The following is a 22,619-nucleotide window of genomic DNA, read 5'->3' on the forward strand; positions in this document are numbered from 1 at the left end:
GAACCTCTGGGCGGTGACCCAGGTAATCGCTTGCCCCCCTTATGAAACACGCCATTCCCACGGGATGCAAGAGAAGTTGCATAGAAACTGTTTTGTGCAACTATTGCTTGCAGCCGGCGTAGCCGTGCTCGAGCCGACGAAGGGACATACCGACCGTGACGACAGTGGTGACGACTCGATCCGACGATCTGATGACGCTGACCTTGAACCGCCCGGATCGACTGAACGCGGTCAGCGAGACGATGTACGAAACACTGATCGAGCAACTGACTCTTGCCGATTCCGCACCAGAGGTCCGCGCCGTCGTCATCACCGGCGCGGGACGCGCCTTCTGTGTCGGCGCCGACATGAAAGCCCACAGCTCCGGCACCCGCGACCGCTCCGACCGCGAGCGCTACCTGCTGCTGGCGCAGACAGTGTGTGAGCGGATACAGACGATGAACACCCCGGTAGTCGCCGCCGTCAACGGCTACGCGCTCGGAGCCGGCGCTGAAATCGCCGTCAGCGCAGACTTTCTCGTCGTCGCGTCGGATGCTCGGATCGGCTTCCCGGAGGTCGGCCTCGGCACCTTCGTGGGCGGCGGAGTCACCCACCGCCTACCGCGCCTCGTGGGCCTGCGCCGCGCCACCGAACTGCTCTTGCTCGGTGAACGATTCAGCGGAGCGGACGCGCACGCGTGGGGTCTGGCGTATCTGGCGGTGGACAGTGGCAGCGTCGTCACAGCGGCTCAGGCGCTGGCCGCCACGTTGGCCAGGAAAGCCCCGCTGTCTGTCGGCCGAATGAAACAGGCGCTGCGCCACAACGACTCTCTCGACGCGGCGCTCGAATCCGAACCACACCAGATTCTCGCGTTGATGCAGACGCGGGACTGGGCCGAGGGTGTCGCGGCTTTCACCGAGCGGCGCGCCCCCCGCTTCGAAGGAAAGTAGGAAAGCGCTGTGGTTCAAGCACATTCCGCATCGTCCGCTGTACAGACCGCTCCCGCGCGATCGGCCCTCGCCCGCTTGTTCGAGCCGCGGTCGGTCGCGGTCATCGGCGCCTCCGCCGATCCTGGCAAACGCGGCTACCAGGCCGTTCGTGGACTTCAGGAGGCCGGTTACGCCTATCCGGTGTATCCGGTGAATCCCCGCGGCGGCCGCATCCTGGGTCTCGAGGTCGCGTCATCGATCGCCCAGCTTCCCTATGGCGTCGACGTCGCCCTCATCGCGCTGCCCGCCGCTGCCGTTCCCGACGCGCTGCGCCGTTGCGCGGCGGTGGGGATTCCCGCGGCGGTGGTGTTGGCCAATGGATTCGAGGAGACCGGTGCGGCGGGCGCGCAGGCGCAGACCGCATTGGCTCGAGCGATCGCCGAGACCGGCATCCGCGTCGTCGGACCCAACACGTCGGGCCTTCTCAACCTCGCCACGGGCGCGAATCTCGTTGGTGTACAGAATGTTCCGCCTGGTGCCATCAGCGTGATCACGCAGAGCGGGAATATGCTGCTGTCGCTGGTCAACGACCTTCGGACACTGCGGGGCACCGGAATCCACGCCTATGTCGGACTCGGCAACCAGGTCGATGTGAGCTACGACGAATGCCTCGCCGAACTCGCGCGTCATCCCGAAACCGGGGTGATCGCCATTCATATCGAAGGATTCACCGACGGGCGTGCGTTCCTCCGGTCCGCGGCGCAGGCGATCCGGGACACTCCCGTGGTGGTCGTTCGCGGTGGACGGTCGCAGGCCGGTCGGGCCACCGCGCGTTCACACACCGCATCCGTGGCCGGATCCGACGCTGTCGCCGCCGCCGTGCTGCGCCAAGCGGGCGTGGAATCGGCCGAACGATCCGACGAACTCGCTGTGCTCGCCAATGCCCTGGCCTCCACCCACCCGATGGCCCTCGGACGCGGCGTGGTCGTGCTGTCGGACGGCGGTGGACACGCCGCGCTGGCCGCCGACGCGCTGGCCGCCGCAGGTGTCGAACTCGCCGCCCTCGCCGACGACACCCGCGACGCACTGCGGCAACTCCTCGGCCCCGCAGCGGCGGTGTTCAATCCCGTCGATGTCGCGGGCGCCACGGACACCGATCCCGCTCTCTTCGCCGACGCGGTCGAGATCCTGACCCGTGATCCAGCGGTGGGGCTGGTGCTGATCGTCGGTATGTACGGGGGCTACCACCTGCGCTTCGATGCCGCACTGGCCGAGCAGGAGGCCGCCGCCACGGCGCGACTGCTGGAATGTACTGCCGCGCAGAAGGTTCCGCTGGTCGTGCACAGCTGCTACGCCGGTGAGCGGAATGTTCACCACGACCTGATGCGCGCCCGAGGGGTATCGGTGACCAGTTCCCTCGATCACGCGGCCCGTATCGTCGCGGCCCTGCGACGACGCGGCAGAATCCTGGCCACCGCAGCCCAGCGGTCGTCGTTCGCCCTGCCTCGTCCTGCACCGCGGCTGGTCTCGGATCGGCCGGTGCTCGACGAACCCTCCGCCAGAACCTTTCTCAGCCGGCAAGGCATCGATGTCGGCGAATGGACGGTGGCACCGACGATCGCCGACGTCGTCGTCGCCGTCCGGGAATACCGCCGGCCGTGCGCGTTGCGGATCGTATCGCCGGATGTGGTGCACAAATCCGACGTGGGTGGTGTGCGGTTGCATGTGGCGGCCGCGGACGCCGAGGCGACCGCCACGGCCATGATCGGGTCGGTGACCTCCGGCGTGCCCGGTGCGCGGATCGACGGGATCATCGTCACTCCGATGGCCGAGCCGGGCGTCGAGTTGCTCGTCGGCGCGATGCGTGATCCGGTCTTCGGACCTGTCGTCGCCTTCGGCAGCGGCGGGGTACTGGTCGAAGCACGGGACGACGTCACCTTCCGCGCCGCGCCGCTCACCGACGTCGAAGCCCTCGAGATGATCGAGGAAACCAGGGCGTCACGTCTACTCGATGGCCACCGCCACCTGGAAGCGATCGATCGGAAACAGCTGGCGCGCCTGCTGGTTCGCGTCGGCGCGATCGTCGCGGCGCACCCGGAGATCGCCGAACTCGATCTCAACCCTGTGATCGCCTCCGGCACTGCGATCCTTCCGGTCGACGTTCGCATCATTTTGTCCGACAACGACACCGAGGAGGCCGGACGGTGAGTGGACCGGTGCGGATCGACCGCCGCGGTGACGTGGTGGTGTGGACTCTCGACAACCCGGCCACACGAAACGCGATCTCCGACCCCGAAACCATCGCGGCACTGGAGGACGCCATCGCCGAGGCCGACCATGATCTCGGCGTGCGCGTCGCCATTCTCACCGCGGCCGGCCCAGCGTTCTCTTCGGGAGGCAACATCAAGGACATGCGCGACCGGACGGGAATGTTCGGCGGCAGTCCGGCGGAGCTGTATCGCAATTACCGGCACGGCATTCAGCGCATTCCGAAAGCACTGTATTACTGCGAAGTTCCGACGATCGCGGCGGTGAACGGGCCTGCCGTGGGCGCCGGCTGCGACGTGGCGATGATGTGCGACATTCGGATCGCATCCACCGCCGCGACCTTCGCGGAAAGCTTCGTGCGAGTCGGCATCGTTCCCGGTGACGGCGGGGCATGGCTGCTTTCCCGCGCGATCGGCCCGGCCCGCGCTGCGGAAATGGCTTACACCGGCGAGCCGGTCGACGCGGCGACCGCGCTCGAGTGGGGCCTGATCTCCGCGGTTGTCGAGCCGGCGCTGCTTCTCGAATCGGCACACACCCTCGCGACGCGGATCGCGCGGCAACCGCCGCATGCGCTGCGGATGACCAAACGCCTGTTGCGTTCGGCCGAAAACCACAGTCTGGAAGGTATTTTGGATCTCTCCGCAGCGATGCAGGCCGCGGTCCACCACACCGCCGACCACGCCGAGGCCGTCGCGGCGATGCTGTCCCGCCGAGAACCGCGGTTCACCGGGACGTAGTCGATGATCCGTGGAATGTGTTGCTGCCGTTGCCTTCGGTGAACGCCTCAGCAGAGGTAAATGGCTCAGCGGACGCGAGTAGGAGAATCGGCGGGGTGCGAACCCTGGAACTGGTGGACGAGTTGGCGGCGATCGTCGGTCGAGCCCATGTGCTCACCGATCCGGACGTCGTCGCCGGACACGTAGTCGACTGGACCGGCCATTGGGTAGGGAGCACCTGCGCCGTGGTCCGCCCCGCCGACACCGCGGAGACCTCCGCGGTCCTGGCGGCCTGCCACCGGGCCGGGGTCGCCGTCGTTCCGCAGGGCGGAAATACCGGCTTGGTCGGCGGGTCCGTTCCGATGCGGGGCGAGTTGGTGCTCAGTACCGCTCGTCTCGACGAGATCGAGCGCGTGGACCCGATCGGCCGCACCATCGCCGCAGGTGCCGGCGTGACCGTCGCCCGAGCCCAGCAGGCCGCGCGCGCCCACGATCTCGACCTGGGAGTCGATCTGGCCTCGCGGGATTCGGCGACGCTCGGCGGGATCGTCGCTACGAATGCCGGCGGCATCCGCATGATCAAGAACGGCAACACCCGTCATCAGGTGCTCGGACTCGAAGCGGTGCTGGCCGACGGCCGAACAGTCAGTCGCTGGAAGGAATTGACCAAGGACAACGTCGGATACGACCTGCCCGGGCTGCTCGCCGGCTCGGAGGGCACGCTGGCGGTGATCACCCGCGTACTCATGCGGCTGGTCGTTCCGCCGCGGGAAACGCACGTTGCGCTCATCGGCGTCGGCACCGTCGGCGTCGCATTGCGCCTCATAGCCGAAATACAGCGTGCCGGAATCACAGTGGAGGCCGCGGAACTGATGACCCGGGCCGGTATCCATTTGGTCCGCACGCACTGCGCGCTTCGACCACCGCTCGCTGCCGACCCCGCGTACTACCTGCTGGTCGAGGTGTCGGGCCGGCCGGAAACCCAGGCAGCGCTGTTCGACGTGCTGGAAGCCGCCGGACCGAATGTGCTCGACGCGGCCGTGGAGCAGGGACCCGCGCATCGGCTCTGGCGGTACCGGGAAGGACACACCGAAGCCGTGAGCGCCGAATCATCCACTCCGCCGGTGAAACTCGATCTGTCGACCCCGGTGCGGGAAATCGAGCCGTTCCTCTCAGCGCTCGGCGAGGATCTCGCCGAATCGGCTCCCGCTGTGCGCGCGATCTGTTTCGGCCACCTGGGCGACGGCAACATCCACGTGAATCTTCTCGATGTCGCCGCCGACGACCGCGATGCGGTGACCGATACGGTGCTGCGGCGGGTGGCCCTCCACGACGGCAGCATCAGTGCCGAGCACGGAATCGGGCGGGCGAAGGCTCGATGGATCGGGCTCGGTCGCAGCGACGTCGATCTCGACATCATGCGGTCGATCCGAGCTGCCCTGGATCCGGCACGACTGCTCAACCCGCACATTCTTCCCGCGAAATGATCTTCATTCCTGCCGAGAAGTTGCTCAGCCGCGAGCAGACGTGGTCCCACTGCGGTAGATACCGAAACTGCTCAGCAGGTTCTCTTCCTCCAGCAGGGTCGATCGAACGCTGTGACCGAGGGTCTGGGCGACACCGGCGGCCAATGCCTGTGCCAAAGCGGTGAACGCGGTCATCGACCGGAGCACCGAGGCACTGGACGCATCGACGAGAAAACAATCGTGGGCGGTCGTCGCCAGCGGAGACCCGGCGTTATCGGTCAGCGCCACCACGTGCGCACCGCGGTCGCGTGCCCACTGCGCGGCGCGCACGGTATCGGTGCTGTAGCGATGAATGGAGATCGCGACGAAACAGTCGCCCGCCCGCACGCGGCGCAGTTCGTCGGTGAGCGAGCCGGCCGCACCGTTGATGGTGTGCACATCCTCGCGCAGCATGCCGAGCAGATATCCGAGCAAGTAGGCCGGGGCATGAGATTTACGCAAGCCCAGCACGTGGACGTGGGCATCGCGTGCCAGGTGTTCGACCACGCGGTGCCAGGTCGGCTCCTCGATACGGGCGAAGGTGCGGGCGATGTTCGCCTGATCCAGCGCTGCGGCCTGTTCGAGTACTCCGCTGCCGACGTTTCCGAGCTGCTCCATGCTGTCGAAGCGGCGCAGCAGTTGCGCCTGCTCCTGCAGATGTTCACGGCACAGACGGATCAGCCCCGGGTAGCCCTGCAAGCCCAGGCCATTGGCGAACCGAACGACGGTCGCCTGGTTCACCCCGACCGCGGAGGCGAGCTCCGAGACGGTCATGAACGCGACGGTCTCGGGATCCGACATGACGCGCTCGGCGAGCTTGCGATGCGAGGGCGACATCGAATCCAGACGCCGGCGCAGTTCGGCCAGAAGTTCGTCGAAGCTCGCAGGGCCCGACGTCGACTGCTCACTTGTGGCGGCCATGGTCGCTCCATTCTCCGAACTGTCCGGAGGGTCGGCGGATCCGGACACCTGAACTCTAATGGGCCGCGGTGCAGCTATCGATCGTCGTTCGAGGCCGACTGCGGTCGCACCGCCAAGGTGGGGTCCGCCGGCGGGCTGGAGCGAAAGAGGTTCTGCCGCCAGGGATCAGGAGGCCGGCTTGGGCTGGGAAAGGTCCTTGATACCGGTGATCGCCGTGATGATGTTGTCGATGGTGGAGGTGCCGCCCTCGAGGGCCGAGCTTCCGGAGTCGAGCATGGCCGAGCCCGACGACAATCCGGCGGAACCGGAGGACGAACCGCTGTCCGCCGAGCCCGTGCTCAGCTGCGCGGGGGCGGTAGTGCCCGAGTCGGCCGAGGGTGCGGCCGCGGAGGCGATGGCGACCGGGCCGAAGAACAGCGCGGCGGCGGAGAGGGTGGCGGCAGCAAAGATCTTGCGAGAGACCATGTACGGGAGTTCCTTCCACAGATGAATAACGATGCCATCACGGCGCGTAACCCAAATATATGAAGGTGAAATGTGTAAATCCACTTTCGTTACTGTGTGAATGGTCACGGTTAACAGCTGGCGAACTGCGCATTTCGTGCAGATCTCAGAATTGATCTTGCATTCTTTCCGTTAATTACATGATCAATTCTCCGGGCTTCCGGCCGATGCCTCGAATCGCGGTCCGCGGGCTGTCGGAGGGATCACGTGCGGCGTAATCTACGTCACATCGCCACTCGGCGTCGCCCACTCGACCAAGGAGTCCTGATGGTCCTCTTCATCGACGTGCACGAACATCTGCCCGAAGGCACGACGGTGCGGGACGTGGCCGCCGCTCATGCCGCCGACGTGGCGATCCAGGGAGATTACGGCGTGACGTACCAGCGCTACTGGGTCGACGAAGCGAGTCACACGGCGTTCTGCCTGGTCGATGCCCCGGACGCGGATACCGCGATCACCGTCCATCGCGAGGCGCACGGGCTCGTTCCCGACCGGATCTACCCGGTGGTCGAGGGCGACTGATCGTCTCCGCCGGAACGTCCACGCCCCGGCTCGATCGGCCCGCGGCGTCCGAACGAATGCGGCTGGGATCGCCCGCGTCCTTGTGCCGACGCCCGGTACTTCGGATATCGGTGCGTCAGCGCCCGAAAACGTTCACTTCGATCTCACCGCCGAGGCGATAGCCCTCGGACAGATGCAGATTGTCGCCGCTCCAAAATCTGCCCGGGTCGTACCAATTCGGGCGCTTCTCCGGCAGCAATCCCATCGCTTGGTAGGTCAGGGCGACGATTTCCGCGCAGTAGGCGTTCTCCAGGCCGGCCTCGGTTTCGCGGTGCTTCGAACGCTTCGGTCGCGGTATCCGGCCCCGGAACCACCGGCCGGCCAGCGCGCTTGTCGAGGGAAAAGGCATGCCGTCCAGCCGTGCGACCGTCCGCAGGGCCGCATCCTCCATCTCGGGTGTCACAGGGCGATCCAGCTGGCGCAGCCAGGCTTGCTGCCCGTAATCATTGGTCCAGCGCAGGACCGCGGCCTGCAGGTCGTGCAGCTGGGCGCCGCGATGGTGGTTGCCGGACCAGACATCCGGCAGTGCTCGGCCGAGTTCGGCATGCCAGATGAGGGCCGGCAGGTCGTCGACGACCACCGCCATGCCGACATGGTTGACCGGGCTGTTGGTCAGGCCCCGGATCGCGCGATCGGCGCCGGAATGTCCACGGAACAACCACAAGTCGCCCGTCCGCGTGAGTTCGACCGCTTCATCCAAACCGATACTCGAGGGCGCTTCGCGTGGCACAGCGACTAGCCTAGGCCGTATGCGATGGTGGAAAGTACTCGGCTTGGCAGGAGCCGCGGGTGTCGCGGCGACCGGAGTGGTCATCGTGCGCTCCGAGCGCAAGCGCCGGGCCTACACCCCGGATCAGGTCCGGGAGCGCCTGCACGCCCGCCTCGGCGACCAAGCCGAGCCGGTCGGCGACGGCGAGGACTGATCCGGGACGGGAAGCGTTCGCCCGCAACAGTTTCCATTCCGCAGGCGCGCAGTGGTGAGCGAACTGTTCTTGTCGGAAGAAGGCCTCAGTTCGTAGGTCAGTAGTTTCCGCCGGGCGGGTATTCGGAGAAGAACTGCTGCAGGAACGGGGTGGCGGCGTCGAGGCCCCACCGGACAGCGCCGAGTGGGTAATGGGTGACCAGGTCACCGCCCACCCAGTCCCGACATCGCAATCCCTCGCACGAACGACTTCTGCGCGAACGCGTAGATCACCAGCATCGGCGCCACCATCAGAATGGAGGTCGCCATGAGGATCGGCCAGTTGGTTTCGTACTGGCCCTGCAGGCGCACCAATCCCAGTGTGAGCGTGGAGATCTCGTCGCGCTGGATCATCACCAGCGGCCACAGGAAGTCGTTCCACACCGTCACCCAGGTGAGGACCGCGAGCACCATCACCGCCGGGCGGGCGTGGGGGAGCAGAACGCGCCAGTAGGTCTGCCAGACCGAGCAGCCGTCGAGGATGGCGGCTTCCTCCAGTTCGACCGGCAGGGTGATGAAGAACTGGCGCATGAGGTAGGTGCCGAAGGCGCTGCCGAACAGGCCCGGCACGATCATGGCCAGGGGGCTGTCCACCCAGCCGAAGGTGCGCATGAGGATGAACTGGGGGATGACGGTGACGGTCGCAGGGACCATCAGGGTGGCGAGGTAGGCGACGAACAAGACGTCGCGACCCTTGAACGGCAAGCGGGCGAAGGCATATCCGGCCAGCGAGCAGAAGAACACCTGACCCGCGGTGACACAGCCGGCGTAGAGCACGGTGTTGAAGAAGATCCGCCCGAACGGCATCAGGTCGAAGATGTCGCGGTAGTTCGACCATGCCGGGTGGGCCGGGAGGATGCTGGTGTCGGAGATGTTGCCCTGCTTTTTCAGCGAACTCGACAACGCCCACAGCAGCGGAAACAGCGCGCACCATGCCATCGCGACGAGCACCAGGTACAGCAGTATCCCGCGCCCGGTACGGCGGAGAACGGCACGATTCGCGGTCGCGGTCGCCACCTAGGCCTCGCTTTCGTAGGCATCGCCGCGGGTGAATCGCAATTGGAGCAGTGTCAATGCCAGCAGGATCGCGAAGATCACCCAGGCGAGTGCACAGGCGTAGCCGATGTCGTCGAAGGAGAAAGCGTTCTGGTAGAGCATGATTCCGAGCACGTACGTGCCGGTTTCGGGACCGCCCTTGCCGCCGGTGAGGACGTAGGCCTGATCGAACACCTGGAACGAGTTGATGACCGTGATGACGAACGCGAACGCCAGCGCGGGCCGGATCAGCGGCACGGTGATCGAGCCGAACCTGCGCACCGCTCCGGCGCCGTCGATACGGGCGGCCTCGTAGATGTCGGCCGGTATGCCCTGCATGGCGGCGAGCAGGACGACGGTGACGAAGGGGACGCTCTTCCACACACTGACCAGGCACAGCGAGACCATCGACCACCCGGGGTCGGTGAGCCACGGGACCGGACCGATGCCGATCCAGCCGAGGGCGGTGTTGAGCACGCCGTAGTCGGTGCTGAAGGTGAGCCGCCACACCACGGCCATCGCCACGGTCGAGGCGACCAGCGGCATGAACATGATGCTGCGAAAGATGCCGATACCCTTCAGTTGTCGATTCAGGGCCGCCGCGACGGCGATACCGATGGCGATGGTCGGGATCAGCGTGCCGACGGTGAAGATCACCGTGTTGCGCAAGGCCACCCAGAACAGTGGGTCGTGTGCGAAGAGCCGGCGGAAGTTGCCGATACCGATGAACTTCGGCGGACTGAACAGATCCCAGCTGTGCAGGCTCAGATACAGCGTGAACACCAAGGGGAAGGCCATGAACACCGCGACCGCGATCAGGTTGGGGGCGATGAACATTCGGCCCGCGGCGGCCTTGCGCCGGCTCAGCGGTGAGCGATGGTTGCTCACTGTGCCCGGTGAGGTCCGGGACACCTGCACCCCGTCGGCACAGCGAACCGCTGTGCGATTGTCGCTCACTGCGCCTCCAGGAGGTCGTTGATCTGCCGGGCGAGGCCGTGCTTGAACCACTCCGCGGAGGCGGCGCCGCGGAACACGTGGTCGTATCCCTGCTGGATCACCGCGTCGACACGTGGCCATGCGGGTGTGACCGGCAGGTTGTCGGCGTGGTCGCCGCCGTGGAACACCTCGAGGTTGTGCACCTTCGCATGTGCCTGCGCGAACCCGTCGGAGCCGAGCGCCGATTTCAACGCGGGAACGAACAGTCCCGATTTCGCGATGACCGCCTGACCGACCGGCCCGGTGGCGAATTTGACGAATTCCCAGGCCTGCTCCTTGCGCGGGCTGTCTGCGGCGATGGACAGGCCGGTGGTGCCGATATCGGACCGCGCGGCGGTACCGCGCGGGCCGACCGGTAGCACCGTGACGTCGAAATCGAGGTCTTCCTGGCCGGCGTAGGTGCTGTACATCCAGTGCCCGGACAACGCCATCGCGGCTTTGCCCTGGGCGAACATGTCCGACGAGGAAAGCGATTGCTGGAATTCGATTGTCGGCATCACCCGGTGCTTGGTGGACAGGTCGGTGTAGAACTGGACGCCCTCGATGAAGGCGTCGTTGTCGATGTTGGTGCGGGTCGGGTCGACGGACGGGGTGAACCATTCGATGCCGTTGTTCATCCCGAAGCAACTGGCGGAGTAGTAGACGGTCCAGGGATCCACGAACCCCCATTGGATGACGTCGCCGGAGCTGTCACGTTTGGTCAGCGCCTGTGCGGCGCCGAGGAATTCGTCGAAGCTCCAGGCATCCTCCCAGCGTGTGGGCGGAGGTGCGAGTTTGGCGTCGGCGAAGAGTTTGCGGTTGTAGTAGAGGAAGATTCCGGCCCACTGCTCGGGCAGCGCGTGCTGCGCGTTCTTGTAGCGGAACGTGTTGTACAGGGGCATCGAGCTGTCCTTCTTCAGCTCGGCCGCGTACACCGGGTCCTTGTCCAGGATCGTGTCGAGATTTTCGAAGATGCCGCGTTCGGCGAGGAAGGAATAGGACAGATCCCACGACATCAGCACGTCCGGGCATTTACCGCCCGCACAGTAGGTCAGGATCTGAGTCTGTGGATCAGGGCCGGACATCTGAGTCCGGATCTTGATGTCCGGGTGCAGCTTGCGAAACTCGTCGATGATCTCGAGCCGGACCTTCGCCTCGTCGGGTTTGGCCTGGAAGAAGAAGGTGAGCGCGTCGTTGTTGTCACCGCAACCGGCTATCGAGGACGCGGCCGCCGCCGCCCCGGCCGCCGCCGCACCCCGCAGGAGCGTGCGCCGGTCGAACCTTCGAGTCGATGCCACCCGCGCCCCCGTTCGGCTGCAACAAGCGAACTTCATTGCAGAAGAACGTAATACCGCGGGGGCTGATTCGTCTGGAAAATACGCACGAGACCGGCCGCACGTGCCCTCCCGCTCGTGACCGGGCCGGGGCAGCCCGTGGACATGCGGGCAGATTCTCGACAATCCCAGGTGGGCAAACTCTGGTCAACCCCCTCGATGCCCACGCGCGGCATACTGGAGTCATAGCGCCGACGTCGTCCTCGGGAGGATCGAGATGGCAAACAACGGGCCTTTCGGGATCGATCCGGAAGAATTCGAGCGCGCTCTGCGCGAGGCGGAAGTCGAGTTTCGCGACCTGCTCGGTAAGGCCGCCGGATACCTCGACCGCAGCACCGTCAATTCGCTGACGTCGCTGTTCGGCCAGTTCGTTCAGCCGGATCGCGCGCGGACGCCGGAACCGGACGACGCGACGACCGGGGAGACCGGCAGCGGGGTGTGGGCCGTCTACAGCGTCGACGACGCCGGTGAGGCCCGGGTCGAGCAGGTCTTCCCGACCGAACTCGAGGCCTTACGCGCACATCGCGACAACACCGACGAACGCCGCAAGGTGCGATTCCTGCCCTACGGCGTCCCTGCCAGCGTGCTCGACCAGACCTGAGGGCGCAACGGCCGGCCGCGACCTTCCCGGGTGGCCGTCCCAGCGGTCTCCTCAGTGCGGCGTCGCCGTCGCATTCTCGACCGCCAGGGCGAGAGCCTGCGGGTCCTCGTCGGGTTGACCGGTGCCGGTGGTGATCAGGTCGTGCAGGCTCCGGTCGATGTAGAACGACCAGCCCTTGCGGCAGGCGTCGAAGCATTCGAACGCCGGGGTGAGGCCGACGTGGGTGAAGCGGAGTTCGGTGGTGTCGGCGCGGCGGGTGATCTCGAAACGGATTTCGGTGTCGTTCCATTCGGTCTGGTCGTCGACCAGGGTGAGCCGGGCGTCCAAAACGCGCCAGACGACGCGGTCGTGCGGGACGACCTCGGTGACCTCGATGGTGGCGCGATGCACGCCCGGAACCTCGTACGTGAAGACGTCTCCGGGCTTTTCGCTGCATCCGGTGAGCGCTTTCGACCACCAGCCACGCACGTCGAGCACGGCGCCGAAGGCGGTTTCGGGGGTCCGGTCGACGGCGAAGGTCGTCGTGAAGTTCTGCTCGGTCATGGGGTGCTCCCTGAAGGGGTGGGTGAATCGGCCGCGATATTCAACCGATGGGTTGACAGTAGGTGCGGGAAGACGGAATAGTCAACCATGTGGTTGAGAATTCTTCGGAGCGGCTCGACGTGGTGTTCCACGCGCTGTCGGACTCCACGCGCCGCTCGATGCTGCGCACACTGGCGCGTCGCCAGTGCAGCGTGGGGGAGCTGGCTGCCCCGTTCGACATCTCGCTCGCGGCCGCGTCCAAGCACATCAAGGTGCTCGAGCGCGCGGGGCTGGTACGACGCAGCGTGCACGGGCGCACCCATCTGTGCCGGCTCGATCCGCGCCCGTTGCGAGAGTGCGCCGAATGGGTGAACTTCTACGAGCGTTTCTGGAATCAGAGCCTCGACGCTTTGGAAGCAGCACTGCTACAGGAGGATTCGCGAGATGAGTGACTACGGGGAGGTCGTCGAACCGGGCACGGTCCGCATCGAACGGCTACTGCCCGGGCCCATCGAACGGGTCTGGGCGTATCTGACCGATATCGACAAGCGCGCGACCTGGCTGGCCGGCGGGCTGCTCGAACAGGTCACCGGCGGCCGGGTCGAACACGTCTTCCGGATTCACGAGCTCACCGGCGAAGGCGATCCCGCCGCGGTGGCCGACCGCAGGCACGGCGAGGTGCTCGAATGGGATCCTCCGCATCTGCTGCGCCACACCTGGAGCAGTGGCGGCGGCCTCGCCGACTCGGAGGTGACCTTCGCGCTCGAGCAGGTCGCCGACAAGGTCCGTCTGACGGTCACCCACCGCCGGCTCCCGACCCGCGGCGAGATCCTCGATATCGCCGCCGGCTGGCACACCCACCTGGACATCCTGCACGCCAGGCTCGCGGCATCCGCACCGGATCCGTTCTGGCCGAAGTTCGATTCCCTTCGCGCGGAATACGAATCGCTGCTTCCGGATTCGTCGAATGACCGCTGATCTAGGCAACCGCAGGTGCCACGAGGCCGTAACCACCTTTGTCGCAACGCATCTGGTGCGCGCGAGCCGGTCGAGCGATGGCACGCCGTCGAGCTGGTTCCACACCGGTGCGCCCAGCGAGGAACTGAACGGAGTCCTCAGAGTGGGCGCTGCGATCCCGCACGAGATCGAGCAGTTGCGCACACTGTTCGACGGGGTACCGGCATGCTGGCATTTCTGGCCGGACGTCGATTCGCCGGAGATTCCGGAGCTCCTGCGGCGGCGCGGACTGGAGTTGTTCGAAACCGAGCCGCTGATGATGCTCGCCGATCCCGACCGAGCCGCGTACCTGGAACGCGGACGACCGGAGCCGATCGAGGACGTGGCCGACGATGCCGGCCTCGCCGAGTGGGCGCGACTCTGGTCGGGTGTGACCGATGTCGACGATCTCGTGACCGGCCTGCGTGAGGGGATGGATCGGAGGTCCACCCGCTACCTGCTCTGGCGTGACGGCGGGGAGGTGCTCGGCTGTGCCGCCGTCGTCACCTGCGCCGCGGGCGCATCGCTCGAGCACATCGTGACCCGAGCCGATCATCGCGGAGAAGGCATCGGGACCGCGCTCACGCGGTATGCGCTGGCACTGGCCCTGGCAGCGGGTGCTCGCCGGGTCGTACTCACCGCATCACCGGACGGCGAAGGAATCTATCGACGCCTGGGCTTCGGCACCGTCGGGCACGTCGAGCGCTATGCGTGATCGGCTGCCGCCGTGAGGCGGCTATCGCTGTTCCGGTGTCGAGCTGCGGGCCCGCGGCGAGGCATACCTGGTCGCGGCATTGCCCGCCGTGTTCACCGCGGAGTCGGCTCGAACCGTATGCGGTCGAGCGCGACTCGACGCTGCTCACCCGCCAGGCGGCTCGCGGACGCGCCGAGTCGAGTGCACTATCGGTGAGTGAATGCGGGCATCTTCCGGCAGCAGGGCTATCGCATTCGTCTCGAGTGGGGGCGCGAGGGTGTCGAGCAGCTCGGTCCGGAGTGCGGGGCGTTGATCATCGTCGACGTCCTCTCCTTCTCGACAGCGGTCGATATCGCGGTATCGCGGGGCGGGCGGGTGTTGCCGTTACCGTTGCGGCACGCCGATCCCCGGGCTGCCGTCGAGGCCGAGCGGGCCGGCGCCGTGCTCGCTGCTGCCAAACACCGGAGTGGGTGGTCGCTGAGTCCTTCGTCCCTGCTCGAACTTCCGGCGGGCACGTTGCTGGCGCTGCCGTCGCCGAACGGCGCCACGCTGTCGGCCCGCGCCGCGGGATTCGATCTCACCGTCTTTGCCGGATCGATCCGCAATGCCGATGCGGTGGCGAAGGCCGCGATCGCCGCTGCCGGTGATCGACCTGTCGGGATCGTCCCGGCGGGCGAGCGGTGGGGCGTCGTGGACGGGCCGCTGCGTCCGAGCCTCGAGGATCACCTGGGGGCGGGCGCGATCGCCACCGCACTCCTCGCACACGATGCCCACGGCTCGCCGGAGGCCCGGCTCGCGGCCGTTGGTTTCCGTGGCGTGGCAGGTGAATTGCCCGCAGTCCTGGCCGAGGCGATCTCCGGCCGGGAACTGACCGGTATCGGGCTGGTGCGCGATGTACGGCTCGCGGCGCAGTGGAACATCAGTACGGCCGCGCCCGTGCTCGTCGGCGGAATCTACGGCGGGTAGGCGCGTCCGAGGTGGGGAATCAGGCGTCTTCGAGGGCCTCGCCGATTTCGTGGGCCACGCGGTTGTGCTGGTTTTCCGCGAGCCAGTGCCCGCCGGCCAGTACCAGGGCGACGGGCCATTCGATGATTTCCGCGGCGGCCAGGGCGCCGAGTGCGCCGTAGTAGGCCAGTTGTTCGGGGCGGGGGATCGGTACACGGCCGAGCAGGGGGAGTTCCACCGCGAAACTGTGCGCGGCGATGACCTTGTCGACCGCGTTCCGGTGGCTGGTGTGCGTTTTGTCGGCCATATGTTGCCTTCCGGTCATGCGATATTCGGGGTCCCGACGCTTGGGTTCGCCACAGTGGCCGTCGTGAGGACAGCTGATGTAGGTGGCGGCCAGGATCCGTTGACGGGCGCGCTGACGCAGGTGCTGACCGTTCCCCTGCGTGAGTTGTACGCGGCGTTGTGGCGCCTGGGAGTCATCGACGTCGTCGGCGAATCATCGCGCTGACCGTTTCCACGCTACGCCGCGAGTCGAGGCCGATGACGGCACGTACGACGGCCGTCGACGCGCAACGAGAAGCGTGCGCCCACGGTCACGCGGAAGGCTGCTCGAGGTTCGCCGGCGCCGGTTACGCCTTGCTGGGTGCGCGCCGTGAGCGGGCCGCGGTCTTGCGGGCGGTCGTCTTTTTGCCACCGTCGCTGCGGCGGGCCGGTCGGTCACTGCGGGCCGGCTGCTTGCGCTGCGCGGCGGGAGCCCTGGTGGCCGACGACGGTTGCTGGTCCGGGTGCGAGGTGAGCCTCCGGAGTACGAGTGCGGTGCCGCCGACGCCCAGGAGCACGGGCCAGTCCACGACTCCCGTGGCTCCGATCGCCGCCAACGTGAGCGCGGCGGCCGGTGTCGAATGACTCCCGCTGCTCAGTCCGCTCCGCACCCCGGACACGACACCCTGCATCCCGCCGAGAACTCCGTTCACCGCGGCGCCGCCCACCGCACCGGCCGCGGATGTGGTCGCATCGGCCGTCCACGAAATCGCTTTTACCCCACCCTCGAGAAGGTCCATCGTCACTCCCTTTGAGTTCACCTTTTGGACATCTGCGAGCAAGCTGCAGTCTACTCGCGGCGCGCGGCCGCTCCGGGCGTAGCGACCGAGATGAAACATGCGCCCGGCACTCCTCGTGACGAGGGCGGTCGGTCATCACTCGGATCGTGATTTATCCTGGCGCGACATGAGCGATGTGATCCGAGCTGCCGCCCTGCGGGGTTTCGGGAGTGTGATCGAAGAGTGCGGAGGTGACCCTGCCGCGCTGCTCGCACATGTCGGAATCGAACCCGCGCTGCTTGACTCCGAAGACGCGCTCATCTCGCATCGCAGTCTGGCACGGCTGCTGGAACACGCATCCGCCGAATTGGATGTCCCCGACCTGGGGCTGAGAGTGGCCGAACGCCAAGACATTTCGATCCTCGGCCCGCTCGCGGTGGTCATGCTCCACTCGGCGACCCTGCGCGAAGCGGTCGAGAGTGCATCCCGGTTCATGTTCGTGCACAGCCCGGCGGTGTCGTTCACCCTGACCGATGATCCGGACGGGAATGCGGACGTGGCCGGTGTGCGGTACTCGCTGAGTGCGCCCCCGCCCACGCGTCAGGTCGTCGAAATGGCGCTGCTGGTGGCATATCGGGTAGGTCGACTCGAACTCGGCGCGGCGACGCCGCCGATCGGCGTGGACTTCCCGCATTCCCGGATCGCCCCGCCCGAGCGGTACGTGGAGTGTTTCGGGGCGCCGGCCCGATTCGGCCGTCGCACGGCCACCCTGAGATTGCCGGCCGAGGGGCTGGACTCCTCGCTGGCGGCGGCGAATCCGCTGCTGAGAAAGCTCGCCCTGGACTACCTCACTTCGCGCTACCCCGACCCGCAGCAGGTGTACGTCCCGCGGGTTCGTGGCTATCTCGACCAGGCTCTGGGCAGTGGGGCGATCGAGTTGTCAGCTGTCGCAGCCACTTTCGGTATTCACGCGCGAACCCTGCAGCGCAGGCTGGTGACGGAGGGCACGTCCTACGCCGAGATTCTCGACGCGGTCCGCCGCGATGCCGCGCTACGCCACTTGATCGAATCCGACCTCGCCCTGTCCCGCGTGACCGCTGCGGTCGGACTGGCGGAGCAGTCGGCACTGACGCGCTGCTGCCTGCGCTGGTTCGGCGCCACCCCGAGCGCCGTCCGCCGCGCGGGCGGCGTCGCCGAACCTGTCGTCCAGAGGTAAATCTCTGTCGTCGGTGGGCAATACCCCGCAGGTCGGCGAAACGCACACTTCCCTGTCATGGACAACACCCTCGCCCGGCGCAGCAGCGAAGAGTTACGCGCACTGTTTCGGACTGCGGCGTGCCCGGACCTCGCGGAGGTGACGGGACGTCTCGAGGCCGAGCTCGCCGGGCCGGCGCTCGTGCGTGCGCTGGCCCCGATAGCGTTCCGGCTCACCGGCCTGGCGGACTGGTGGGGTAAGGATCTGCGACCAGCTCCCGCGGGGGACGGGCTGACGGGATACAACCTCGCCGGCCCGCGCGGCGAATCGGCCACCCTGCCGCTGCGCGCGACCATCGGTCCCTCCCGGCTCGACGGCGCGCCGGCCGTGGTGGTCAGCTATGCACCCGATGCCCCCTTCCCCTGGCGGCGGGTCGTCGACGATCTGCGCATCCTCGCGGACGGGACCGTGCTGGGCCTCACGTTCGGCCTGCCCTTCACGCCCCGCGGCGGCTCGCCTTTCCTGCTGCGACGGGAGGTCCGGTGATGCGCGATTGGATCGTGATCGGATCCGGTTTCGGCGGCAGCGTCGCCGCGTTGCGACTGGCCGAGAAGGGATACTCCGTCACCGTTGTGGAGAAAGGCCGCCGCTACCGGGACGAGGACTTCGCCACCAGCGCATGGCAGGCTCCGCGCATGCTGTGGGCTCCGCGCATCGGCCTCAGAGGAATCCTCCAACTGCGGCCGATGAAGCACGTATCGGTGATCTGCGGGGTGGGTGTCGGCGGCGGGTCCCTGGTGTACGCGAGCACGCTGTACGTTCCGCACTCCGACGACTTCTACCGGCACGAGCAGTGGGCCGAGCTCGCGGATTGGCGATCGGTGCTCGCTCCGCACTACGCCACCGCCGAACGCATGCTGGGGGTGGTGGACTGTCACAGCGACGGTCGAAGTGAGCAGATGATGCGCGCCGTCGCGGCCGACCTCGGTGTGCCGGATGCCGTGCACCAGACCAGAGTGGGGGTGTATCTCGGCACTCCGGGCAAGACGGTGCCGGATCCCTTCTTCGGCGGTGCCGGACCGGAACGCACCGGGTGCCTACGCTGCGGCGAATGTCTGCTCGGTTGCCGCCACGGCGCCAAGAACAGCCTGGTCAAAAATTATCTCCACCTGGCCGAAGGGCTCGGCGTCGAGATCCGGCCCGAACGCACGGTCGTCGGAATTCGTCCGCTCGGCGCCGCCGACGGCAGCGACGGTTACGCCGTCACCACCGAACGCTCCGGCGCGTGGATACGGCGTGACCGCCAGGTCGTGCACGCACGCGGAGTCGTGCTCGCGGGCGGAGCGATGGGAACGAGCGAACTGCTCACCCGAGCCCGCGCCACCGGTTCGCTACCGAGACTGTCGGACCGTGTGGGGCACCTCGTACGCACCAACAGCGAAGCCATCACCGCGGTCACCGCGCACGACCGCTCGGCCGATCTCGCCACCGACCTGACCATCACCATGAGTGTGCACCCCGACGAGCACACCCACGTCACCAACAACACCTACGCGGCGGCCGGTGACGCGCTGGCCTTGACCTTCGGCCCGTTCACCGGCGGCCGGCGGCGAACCCTGCAATTCGTGCGAGAGATCGCCCGGCAACCGTTCCGCTGGCTGAATCCCACACGCATCCGTGGCTGGTCCCGCCGCACCGTCGTCTTCACCGTCATGCAAAGCCTCGACAGCTCACTCCGGTTGCGTCCCAAGAGATTCGGTTCGGGGATGGCCACCGTCGTCGACGATGCCGGCACAGCCCCGGCGAGCTATCTGCCGATCGCGAACCGGTTCACCGAACTGGCGGCGCGACACATCGGCGGCTACCCCGAAAGCTCCGTCGCCGAATCGCTGATCAGCTCGCCCACCACGGCTCATATCCTCGGCGGCGCCGTGATCGGGCCCGACGCGAGCCGAGGAGTGGTCGACCGGTACCACCGGGTCTTCGGCTACCGCAATCTGCTGGTGACCGACGGGTCCGCGGTACCGGCGAATGTGGGCGTCAACCCGAGCCTCACCATCACCGCCATGGCCGAGGAGGCGCTGAGCCACATTCCGGCCAAACCCGCACTCCGAGAACCGGACTCGAACTAGCGGCCGGCACTCATCCCCGGGTAGAACGGGTCGACGCGGTACCGGCGGGCGCGCGTACCGTGGATGAGCTGATCGACGCGGGCGATCGCCGGATGCCACCGGCACCGGCGCGGCCGGGTGGTTTCATCATTCTCACCAGCGGCACCACGGGCCTGCCCAAGGGAGCGCCGCGCACCAAGGTGTCGCCGCTGGCGAGTGCGATGATCGTGGACCGTATTCCGTTCCCGCGCAAAGGCAGCGTGGTGATCGTGTCGCCGATTTTCCATTCGACCGGCTTCGGGATGTGGACCGTGGCCACCGCGCTGGGCAACAAGACGGTGCTGTTGCGCCGGTTCGATGCCGGTTACATGTCCACCGGCGATATGGGCCGGATCGACGAGCACGGGCTGCTGCACATCGACGGCCGCGACGATGACATGATCGTCTCCGGCGGTGAGAACGTCTACCCGCTGGAGATCGAGAACCTGCTCGCGGCGCGGCCCGATATCGACGAGGTGTCGGTCGTCGGCGTGGCTGACGAGGAGTTCGGAAAACGCTTGCGCGCCTATATCGTTCCAGCGCCCGGCGCCACCGTGGACGACGCGGAGATCAAGGCGTACGTGAAGGCGAACCTGGCGCGCTACAAGGTTCCCCGCGATGTGGTCGTCCTGGACGAACTGCCGCGCAATGCCACCGGCAAGGTCCTGCGCCGGGTGCTGGAGGAGATGGACTGACGTTTCTCAGCTGTCGTAGCCGAAGAGCTTCGCCGCCAGATCCGTCATCACTTCGCTGGCGCCCCCGCCGATGCCGAGGATGCGCGCGTCACGGTAATGGCGCTCCACCTCCGATTCCCGCATGTACCCCATGCCGCCGTGCAACTGGCCGGCCTCGTCGACGACGTGTTTGACGGCCGCGACGGCGGAATTCTTCGCCAGGCAGGCTTCGCCGACGACGAATTCGCCGGCCGTGGCGCGCACGGCGACCTGGCGGGTGAAGGTGCGGGCCAGCTCGATCCGGCGGCGCATCTCGACCAGCTTGTGCCGCACCACCTGCCGGGCGATCAGCGGCTTGCCGAAGCTCTCCCGACGCCGGACGTGGTCGAGGGTCAGATCGAGGCAGCGCTGCGCGATCGCGTACGCGTGCACCGCGATATTGACCCGCTCGGTGACGAAAGCCGCACCGAGCAGCGCGAATCCACCGTTCTCGGCGCCGACCAGATTGGCGGCGGGTACCCGGCAATCGGTGAAGGTCAGCTCGGCGGTGTCCGAGCACAACCAGCCCATCTTCTCCAGCTTCCGCGACACGCTGAAACCTGGAGTGCCGGTGTCGATCACGAGCAAGCTGATTCCGCTCGCGCCCGGTCCGCCGGTGCGCACCGCGGTGGTGACGAAATCCGCGCGTGTGCCGGAGGTGATGAACAGCTTCGCGCCGTTGACGACGTAGTGGTCGCCGTCGCGGACCGCGGTGGTGCGCACGGATCCGACGTCGGAGCCCGCCTCCGGCTCGGTCACCCCGAGCGAACCGATCAGGTCCCCGGAGAGGGTCGGGCGCACGTACCGGTCGATCAGGGTGGCGTCGCCGGCGGCGACGATGTGCGGCAGCGCGATCCCGTGGGTGAACAGCGCGGAGTGGCAGCCCGACGAGCCGCCGGCCTCGATGAACGCCTCGGTGGCGACGGTCATGTCGACGAGATCCCCGCCGTCACCGCCGTACGCCTCGGGCGTGCCGATGCCGTACAACCCGGATTTCGCCGCGGCCCGGTGCAATTCGCGGGGCAGAGCCCCCTCGCGTTCCCACCGGTCGAGATGCGGCGCGACCTCGCGGCGAACGAAATCGCCCACCGCCTCGCGTAGCGCGAGACGTTCCGGCGTGCGGTAGGGGTCGGTGTAGGTGACAGTCATGATCACTCCTGAGATGTGCGGGATCGGATGCGCGCGTGAGGCTTTCGGGCGCTGGGCAGCGACCGGCGCCACCGCGGACAGGCGGTGGGACGGTGTATTCGGATGTCGTCGCGGGACGTCCCCGGACGGGTGTGGATCAGTCGATGGTTCCGGTGAGGATCGGCGCGACGGCGGCGCGGGCGACGCGTTCGGCCGCCGCGGGATCGGTCAGATCGATGGCATGGCTCGGTGTGGCCAGGTAGCCGATGATCAGGTGCACCAGGGCGTCGGCCTGGGCGTCGGGGTCACGGACCGGGATCTTGCCGTCCGCTTGGGCTTTGCCGATATTCGCGCGAATGGCGTTGAAGGCCAAGGTGATCGGTGAAGGATCGCCCTGGCCGAGAGCCTGGATGAGTTCGGCTCGGCGCAGTGGGTCGGCATCGCGGAACAGGATGTGGTCGCCCAGTCCGAGCCCGGTGAGGAAGCCGAGCACCACCTGTTCGGTGGGATCGGTGACTTCGGTGAAGCGGTCGGCGAGGTCGGCGAGGATGCGGCCGATATCGCGAGCCAGCGCCCGTTCGAACAGCTGGTCCTTGCCGGTGTAGCGGCGGAACAGCGTCGTGCGGCCGACCCCGGCCTCGGCCGCGATGTCGTCCATGGTCGCCTCGCGGGTGCCGCGGCGCGCCAGGACTCGCAACGCGGCGTCGAGGACCCGCGCGTCCGTCGCGTCGTCGCTGGGCGCCGACTGCGGAAGCAGGGTCATCGCGCGGCTGAGCAGGCTGGACAGCGGCGCACCGGGTCTGGTCACGAGGTCATCTTGACACGTGGAACCACTATCCGTCTAATAGTTCCACGGAACTATTTCGCAAATAATAGTTCCGCCGATGGAAAGGGCTAGGTAGTGGCTGACGTGGGTCGACTTCCCCAGGTGATGCGCCAGGCGC

The 22,619-nt window shown here is 67.1% G+C and carries 26 protein-coding genes and 1 pseudogene; 16 read left to right on the forward strand and 11 right to left on the reverse strand.

Features of this window, described 5'->3' with window-relative positions; genetic code table 11:
* The first annotated feature begins 167 nt into the window (after positions 1-167).
* From A5780_RS28710 to A5780_RS28725, 4 genes are all read left to right on the forward strand, one after another.
* Positions 168-929 (forward strand): enoyl-CoA hydratase/isomerase family protein, encoded by a 762-nt coding sequence (locus tag A5780_RS28710; RefSeq protein WP_197521908.1) that lies wholly within the window; start codon positions 168-170, stop codon positions 927-929.
* 9 nt (positions 930-938) lie between these two features.
* Entirely contained in the window at positions 939-3,116 is a 2,178-nt protein-coding gene (locus tag A5780_RS28715) for an acetate--CoA ligase family protein (protein ID WP_064910372.1), read from the forward strand.
* A complete protein-coding gene (locus A5780_RS28720) occupies positions 3,113-3,913 on the forward strand; it encodes a crotonase/enoyl-CoA hydratase family protein (RefSeq protein WP_063011705.1) in 801 nt (266 codons plus the stop codon). Before A5780_RS28715 ends, A5780_RS28720 begins: the two co-directional genes overlap by 4 nt.
* A gap of 95 nt (positions 3,914-4,008) precedes the next feature.
* Positions 4,009-5,379: an FAD-binding oxidoreductase gene (locus A5780_RS28725; RefSeq protein ID WP_064910374.1), complete on the forward strand. Its 1,371-nt coding sequence runs from the start codon at positions 4,009-4,011 to the stop codon at positions 5,377-5,379.
* 24 nt (positions 5,380-5,403) lie between these two features.
* Here A5780_RS28725 and A5780_RS28730 read toward each other — a convergent pair whose 3' ends face one another.
* Positions 5,404-6,318, reverse strand: coding sequence for a MurR/RpiR family transcriptional regulator (locus A5780_RS28730; RefSeq protein WP_063011799.1), 915 nt, complete (start codon positions 6,316-6,318; stop codon positions 5,404-5,406).
* Positions 6,319-6,483: 165 nt separating this feature from the next.
* Complete coding sequence (locus A5780_RS40395; RefSeq protein WP_063011708.1) at positions 6,484-6,783, reverse strand: hypothetical protein; 300 nt, start codon at positions 6,781-6,783, stop codon at positions 6,484-6,486.
* A 306-nt stretch (positions 6,784-7,089) separates the two neighbouring features.
* Here A5780_RS40395 and A5780_RS28740 point away from each other — a divergent pair, with 306 nt between their 5' ends.
* Positions 7,090-7,344, forward strand: coding sequence for a nickel-binding protein (locus A5780_RS28740; protein ID WP_063011710.1), 255 nt, complete (start codon positions 7,090-7,092; stop codon positions 7,342-7,344).
* Positions 7,345-7,459: 115 nt separating this feature from the next.
* On the opposite strand, the gene A5780_RS28745 is transcribed toward A5780_RS28740, so the two are convergent.
* Entirely contained in the window at positions 7,460-8,113 is a 654-nt protein-coding gene (locus A5780_RS28745; RefSeq protein ID WP_174553933.1) for a hypothetical protein, read from the reverse strand.
* A gap of 19 nt (positions 8,114-8,132) precedes the next feature.
* Between A5780_RS28745 and A5780_RS41415 the strand changes: the two genes are divergently transcribed.
* Positions 8,133-8,306: a hypothetical protein gene (locus tag A5780_RS41415; protein WP_197521909.1), complete on the forward strand. Its 174-nt coding sequence runs from the start codon at positions 8,133-8,135 to the stop codon at positions 8,304-8,306.
* Between the two features lie 203 nt (positions 8,307-8,509).
* Here A5780_RS41415 and A5780_RS28750 read toward each other — a convergent pair whose 3' ends face one another.
* From A5780_RS28750 to A5780_RS28760, 3 genes are all read right to left on the reverse strand, one after another.
* A complete protein-coding gene (locus A5780_RS28750; protein ID WP_227462839.1) occupies positions 8,510-9,361 on the reverse strand; it encodes a carbohydrate ABC transporter permease in 852 nt (283 codons plus the stop codon).
* The gene (locus tag A5780_RS28755; protein ID WP_063011803.1) at positions 9,362-10,216 is read right to left on the reverse strand and encodes a carbohydrate ABC transporter permease; all 855 of its coding nucleotides are present in this window, start codon (positions 10,214-10,216) and stop codon (positions 9,362-9,364) included.
* Positions 10,217-10,332: 116 nt separating this feature from the next.
* Complete coding sequence (locus tag A5780_RS28760; RefSeq protein ID WP_064910376.1) at positions 10,333-11,688, reverse strand: sugar ABC transporter substrate-binding protein; 1,356 nt, start codon at positions 11,686-11,688, stop codon at positions 10,333-10,335.
* A gap of 217 nt (positions 11,689-11,905) precedes the next feature.
* Between A5780_RS28760 and A5780_RS28765 the strand changes: the two genes are divergently transcribed.
* Positions 11,906-12,289 (forward strand): hypothetical protein, encoded by a 384-nt coding sequence (locus A5780_RS28765; RefSeq protein WP_063011714.1) that lies wholly within the window; start codon positions 11,906-11,908, stop codon positions 12,287-12,289.
* A 51-nt stretch (positions 12,290-12,340) separates the two neighbouring features.
* Here A5780_RS28765 and A5780_RS28770 read toward each other — a convergent pair whose 3' ends face one another.
* Positions 12,341-12,832, reverse strand: a complete 492-nt coding sequence (locus A5780_RS28770) for an SRPBCC domain-containing protein (RefSeq protein ID WP_064910377.1) — start codon at positions 12,830-12,832, stop codon at positions 12,341-12,343.
* Positions 12,833-12,921: 89 nt separating this feature from the next.
* Between A5780_RS28770 and A5780_RS28775 the strand changes: the two genes are divergently transcribed.
* The 4 genes from A5780_RS28775 to A5780_RS28790 all read left to right on the forward strand — a co-directional run bounded on the left by A5780_RS28775 (position 12,922) and on the right by A5780_RS28790 (position 15,467).
* Complete coding sequence (locus A5780_RS28775) at positions 12,922-13,263, forward strand: helix-turn-helix transcriptional regulator (protein ID WP_030516309.1); 342 nt, start codon at positions 12,922-12,924, stop codon at positions 13,261-13,263.
* The gene (locus A5780_RS28780; RefSeq protein WP_064910380.1) at positions 13,256-13,789 is read left to right on the forward strand and encodes an SRPBCC family protein; all 534 of its coding nucleotides are present in this window, start codon (positions 13,256-13,258) and stop codon (positions 13,787-13,789) included. Before A5780_RS28775 ends, A5780_RS28780 begins: the two co-directional genes overlap by 8 nt.
* 142 nt (positions 13,790-13,931) lie before the next feature.
* Positions 13,932-14,522 (forward strand): GNAT family N-acetyltransferase, encoded by a 591-nt coding sequence (locus A5780_RS28785; RefSeq protein WP_197521910.1) that lies wholly within the window; start codon positions 13,932-13,934, stop codon positions 14,520-14,522.
* 195 nt (positions 14,523-14,717) lie between these two features.
* The gene (locus A5780_RS28790) at positions 14,718-15,467 is read left to right on the forward strand and encodes a 2-phosphosulfolactate phosphatase (RefSeq protein ID WP_219822977.1); all 750 of its coding nucleotides are present in this window, start codon (positions 14,718-14,720) and stop codon (positions 15,465-15,467) included.
* 19 nt (positions 15,468-15,486) lie between these two features.
* On the opposite strand, the gene A5780_RS28795 is transcribed toward A5780_RS28790, so the two are convergent.
* Positions 15,487-15,753, reverse strand: coding sequence for a hypothetical protein (locus A5780_RS28795; protein WP_063011722.1), 267 nt, complete (start codon positions 15,751-15,753; stop codon positions 15,487-15,489).
* A 63-nt stretch (positions 15,754-15,816) separates the two neighbouring features.
* Here A5780_RS28795 and A5780_RS28800 point away from each other — a divergent pair, with 63 nt between their 5' ends.
* Positions 15,817-15,957, forward strand: coding sequence for an Rv1535 domain-containing protein (locus tag A5780_RS28800; protein WP_156511260.1), 141 nt, complete (start codon positions 15,817-15,819; stop codon positions 15,955-15,957).
* A gap of 121 nt (positions 15,958-16,078) precedes the next feature.
* Here A5780_RS28800 and A5780_RS28805 read toward each other — a convergent pair whose 3' ends face one another.
* The gene (locus A5780_RS28805) at positions 16,079-16,510 is read right to left on the reverse strand and encodes a hypothetical protein (RefSeq protein ID WP_063011726.1); all 432 of its coding nucleotides are present in this window, start codon (positions 16,508-16,510) and stop codon (positions 16,079-16,081) included.
* A gap of 166 nt (positions 16,511-16,676) precedes the next feature.
* On the opposite strand from A5780_RS28805, the gene A5780_RS28810 reads away from it, so the two are divergent.
* From A5780_RS28810 to A5780_RS28825, 4 genes and pseudogenes are all read left to right on the forward strand, one after another.
* Positions 16,677-17,705 carry an AraC family transcriptional regulator gene (locus A5780_RS28810; protein WP_064910384.1) on the forward strand — a complete coding sequence of 343 codons (1,029 nt, stop codon included), beginning with the start codon at positions 16,677-16,679 and terminating at the stop codon, positions 17,703-17,705.
* Between the two features lie 57 nt (positions 17,706-17,762).
* Complete coding sequence (locus tag A5780_RS28815) at positions 17,763-18,230, forward strand: hypothetical protein (protein WP_064910386.1); 468 nt, start codon at positions 17,763-17,765, stop codon at positions 18,228-18,230.
* Complete coding sequence (locus A5780_RS28820; protein WP_064910388.1) at positions 18,230-19,816, forward strand: FAD-dependent oxidoreductase; 1,587 nt, start codon at positions 18,230-18,232, stop codon at positions 19,814-19,816. Before A5780_RS28815 ends, A5780_RS28820 begins: the two co-directional genes overlap by 1 nt.
* Positions 19,817-19,857: 41 nt before the next feature.
* Positions 19,858-20,529, forward strand: a pseudogene (locus A5780_RS28825) (AMP-binding protein); the annotation flags it as partial.
* Positions 20,530-20,535: 6 nt separating this feature from the next.
* Here A5780_RS28825 and A5780_RS28830 read toward each other — a convergent pair.
* Positions 20,536-21,696 carry an acyl-CoA dehydrogenase family protein gene (locus A5780_RS28830; RefSeq protein ID WP_064910566.1) on the reverse strand — a complete coding sequence of 387 codons (1,161 nt, stop codon included), beginning with the start codon at positions 21,694-21,696 and terminating at the stop codon, positions 20,536-20,538.
* Positions 21,697-21,832: 136 nt separating this feature from the next.
* The gene (locus A5780_RS28835; RefSeq protein ID WP_030516325.1) at positions 21,833-22,483 is read right to left on the reverse strand and encodes a TetR/AcrR family transcriptional regulator; all 651 of its coding nucleotides are present in this window, start codon (positions 22,481-22,483) and stop codon (positions 21,833-21,835) included.
* Positions 22,484-22,619 lie beyond the last annotated feature (136 nt).

Origin of the sequence: Nocardia sp. 852002-20019_SCH5090214 (genome assembly GCF_001665865.1) — a bacterium.
GTDB classification, from domain to species: Bacteria; Actinomycetota; Actinomycetes; order Mycobacteriales; family Mycobacteriaceae; genus Nocardia; species Nocardia nova.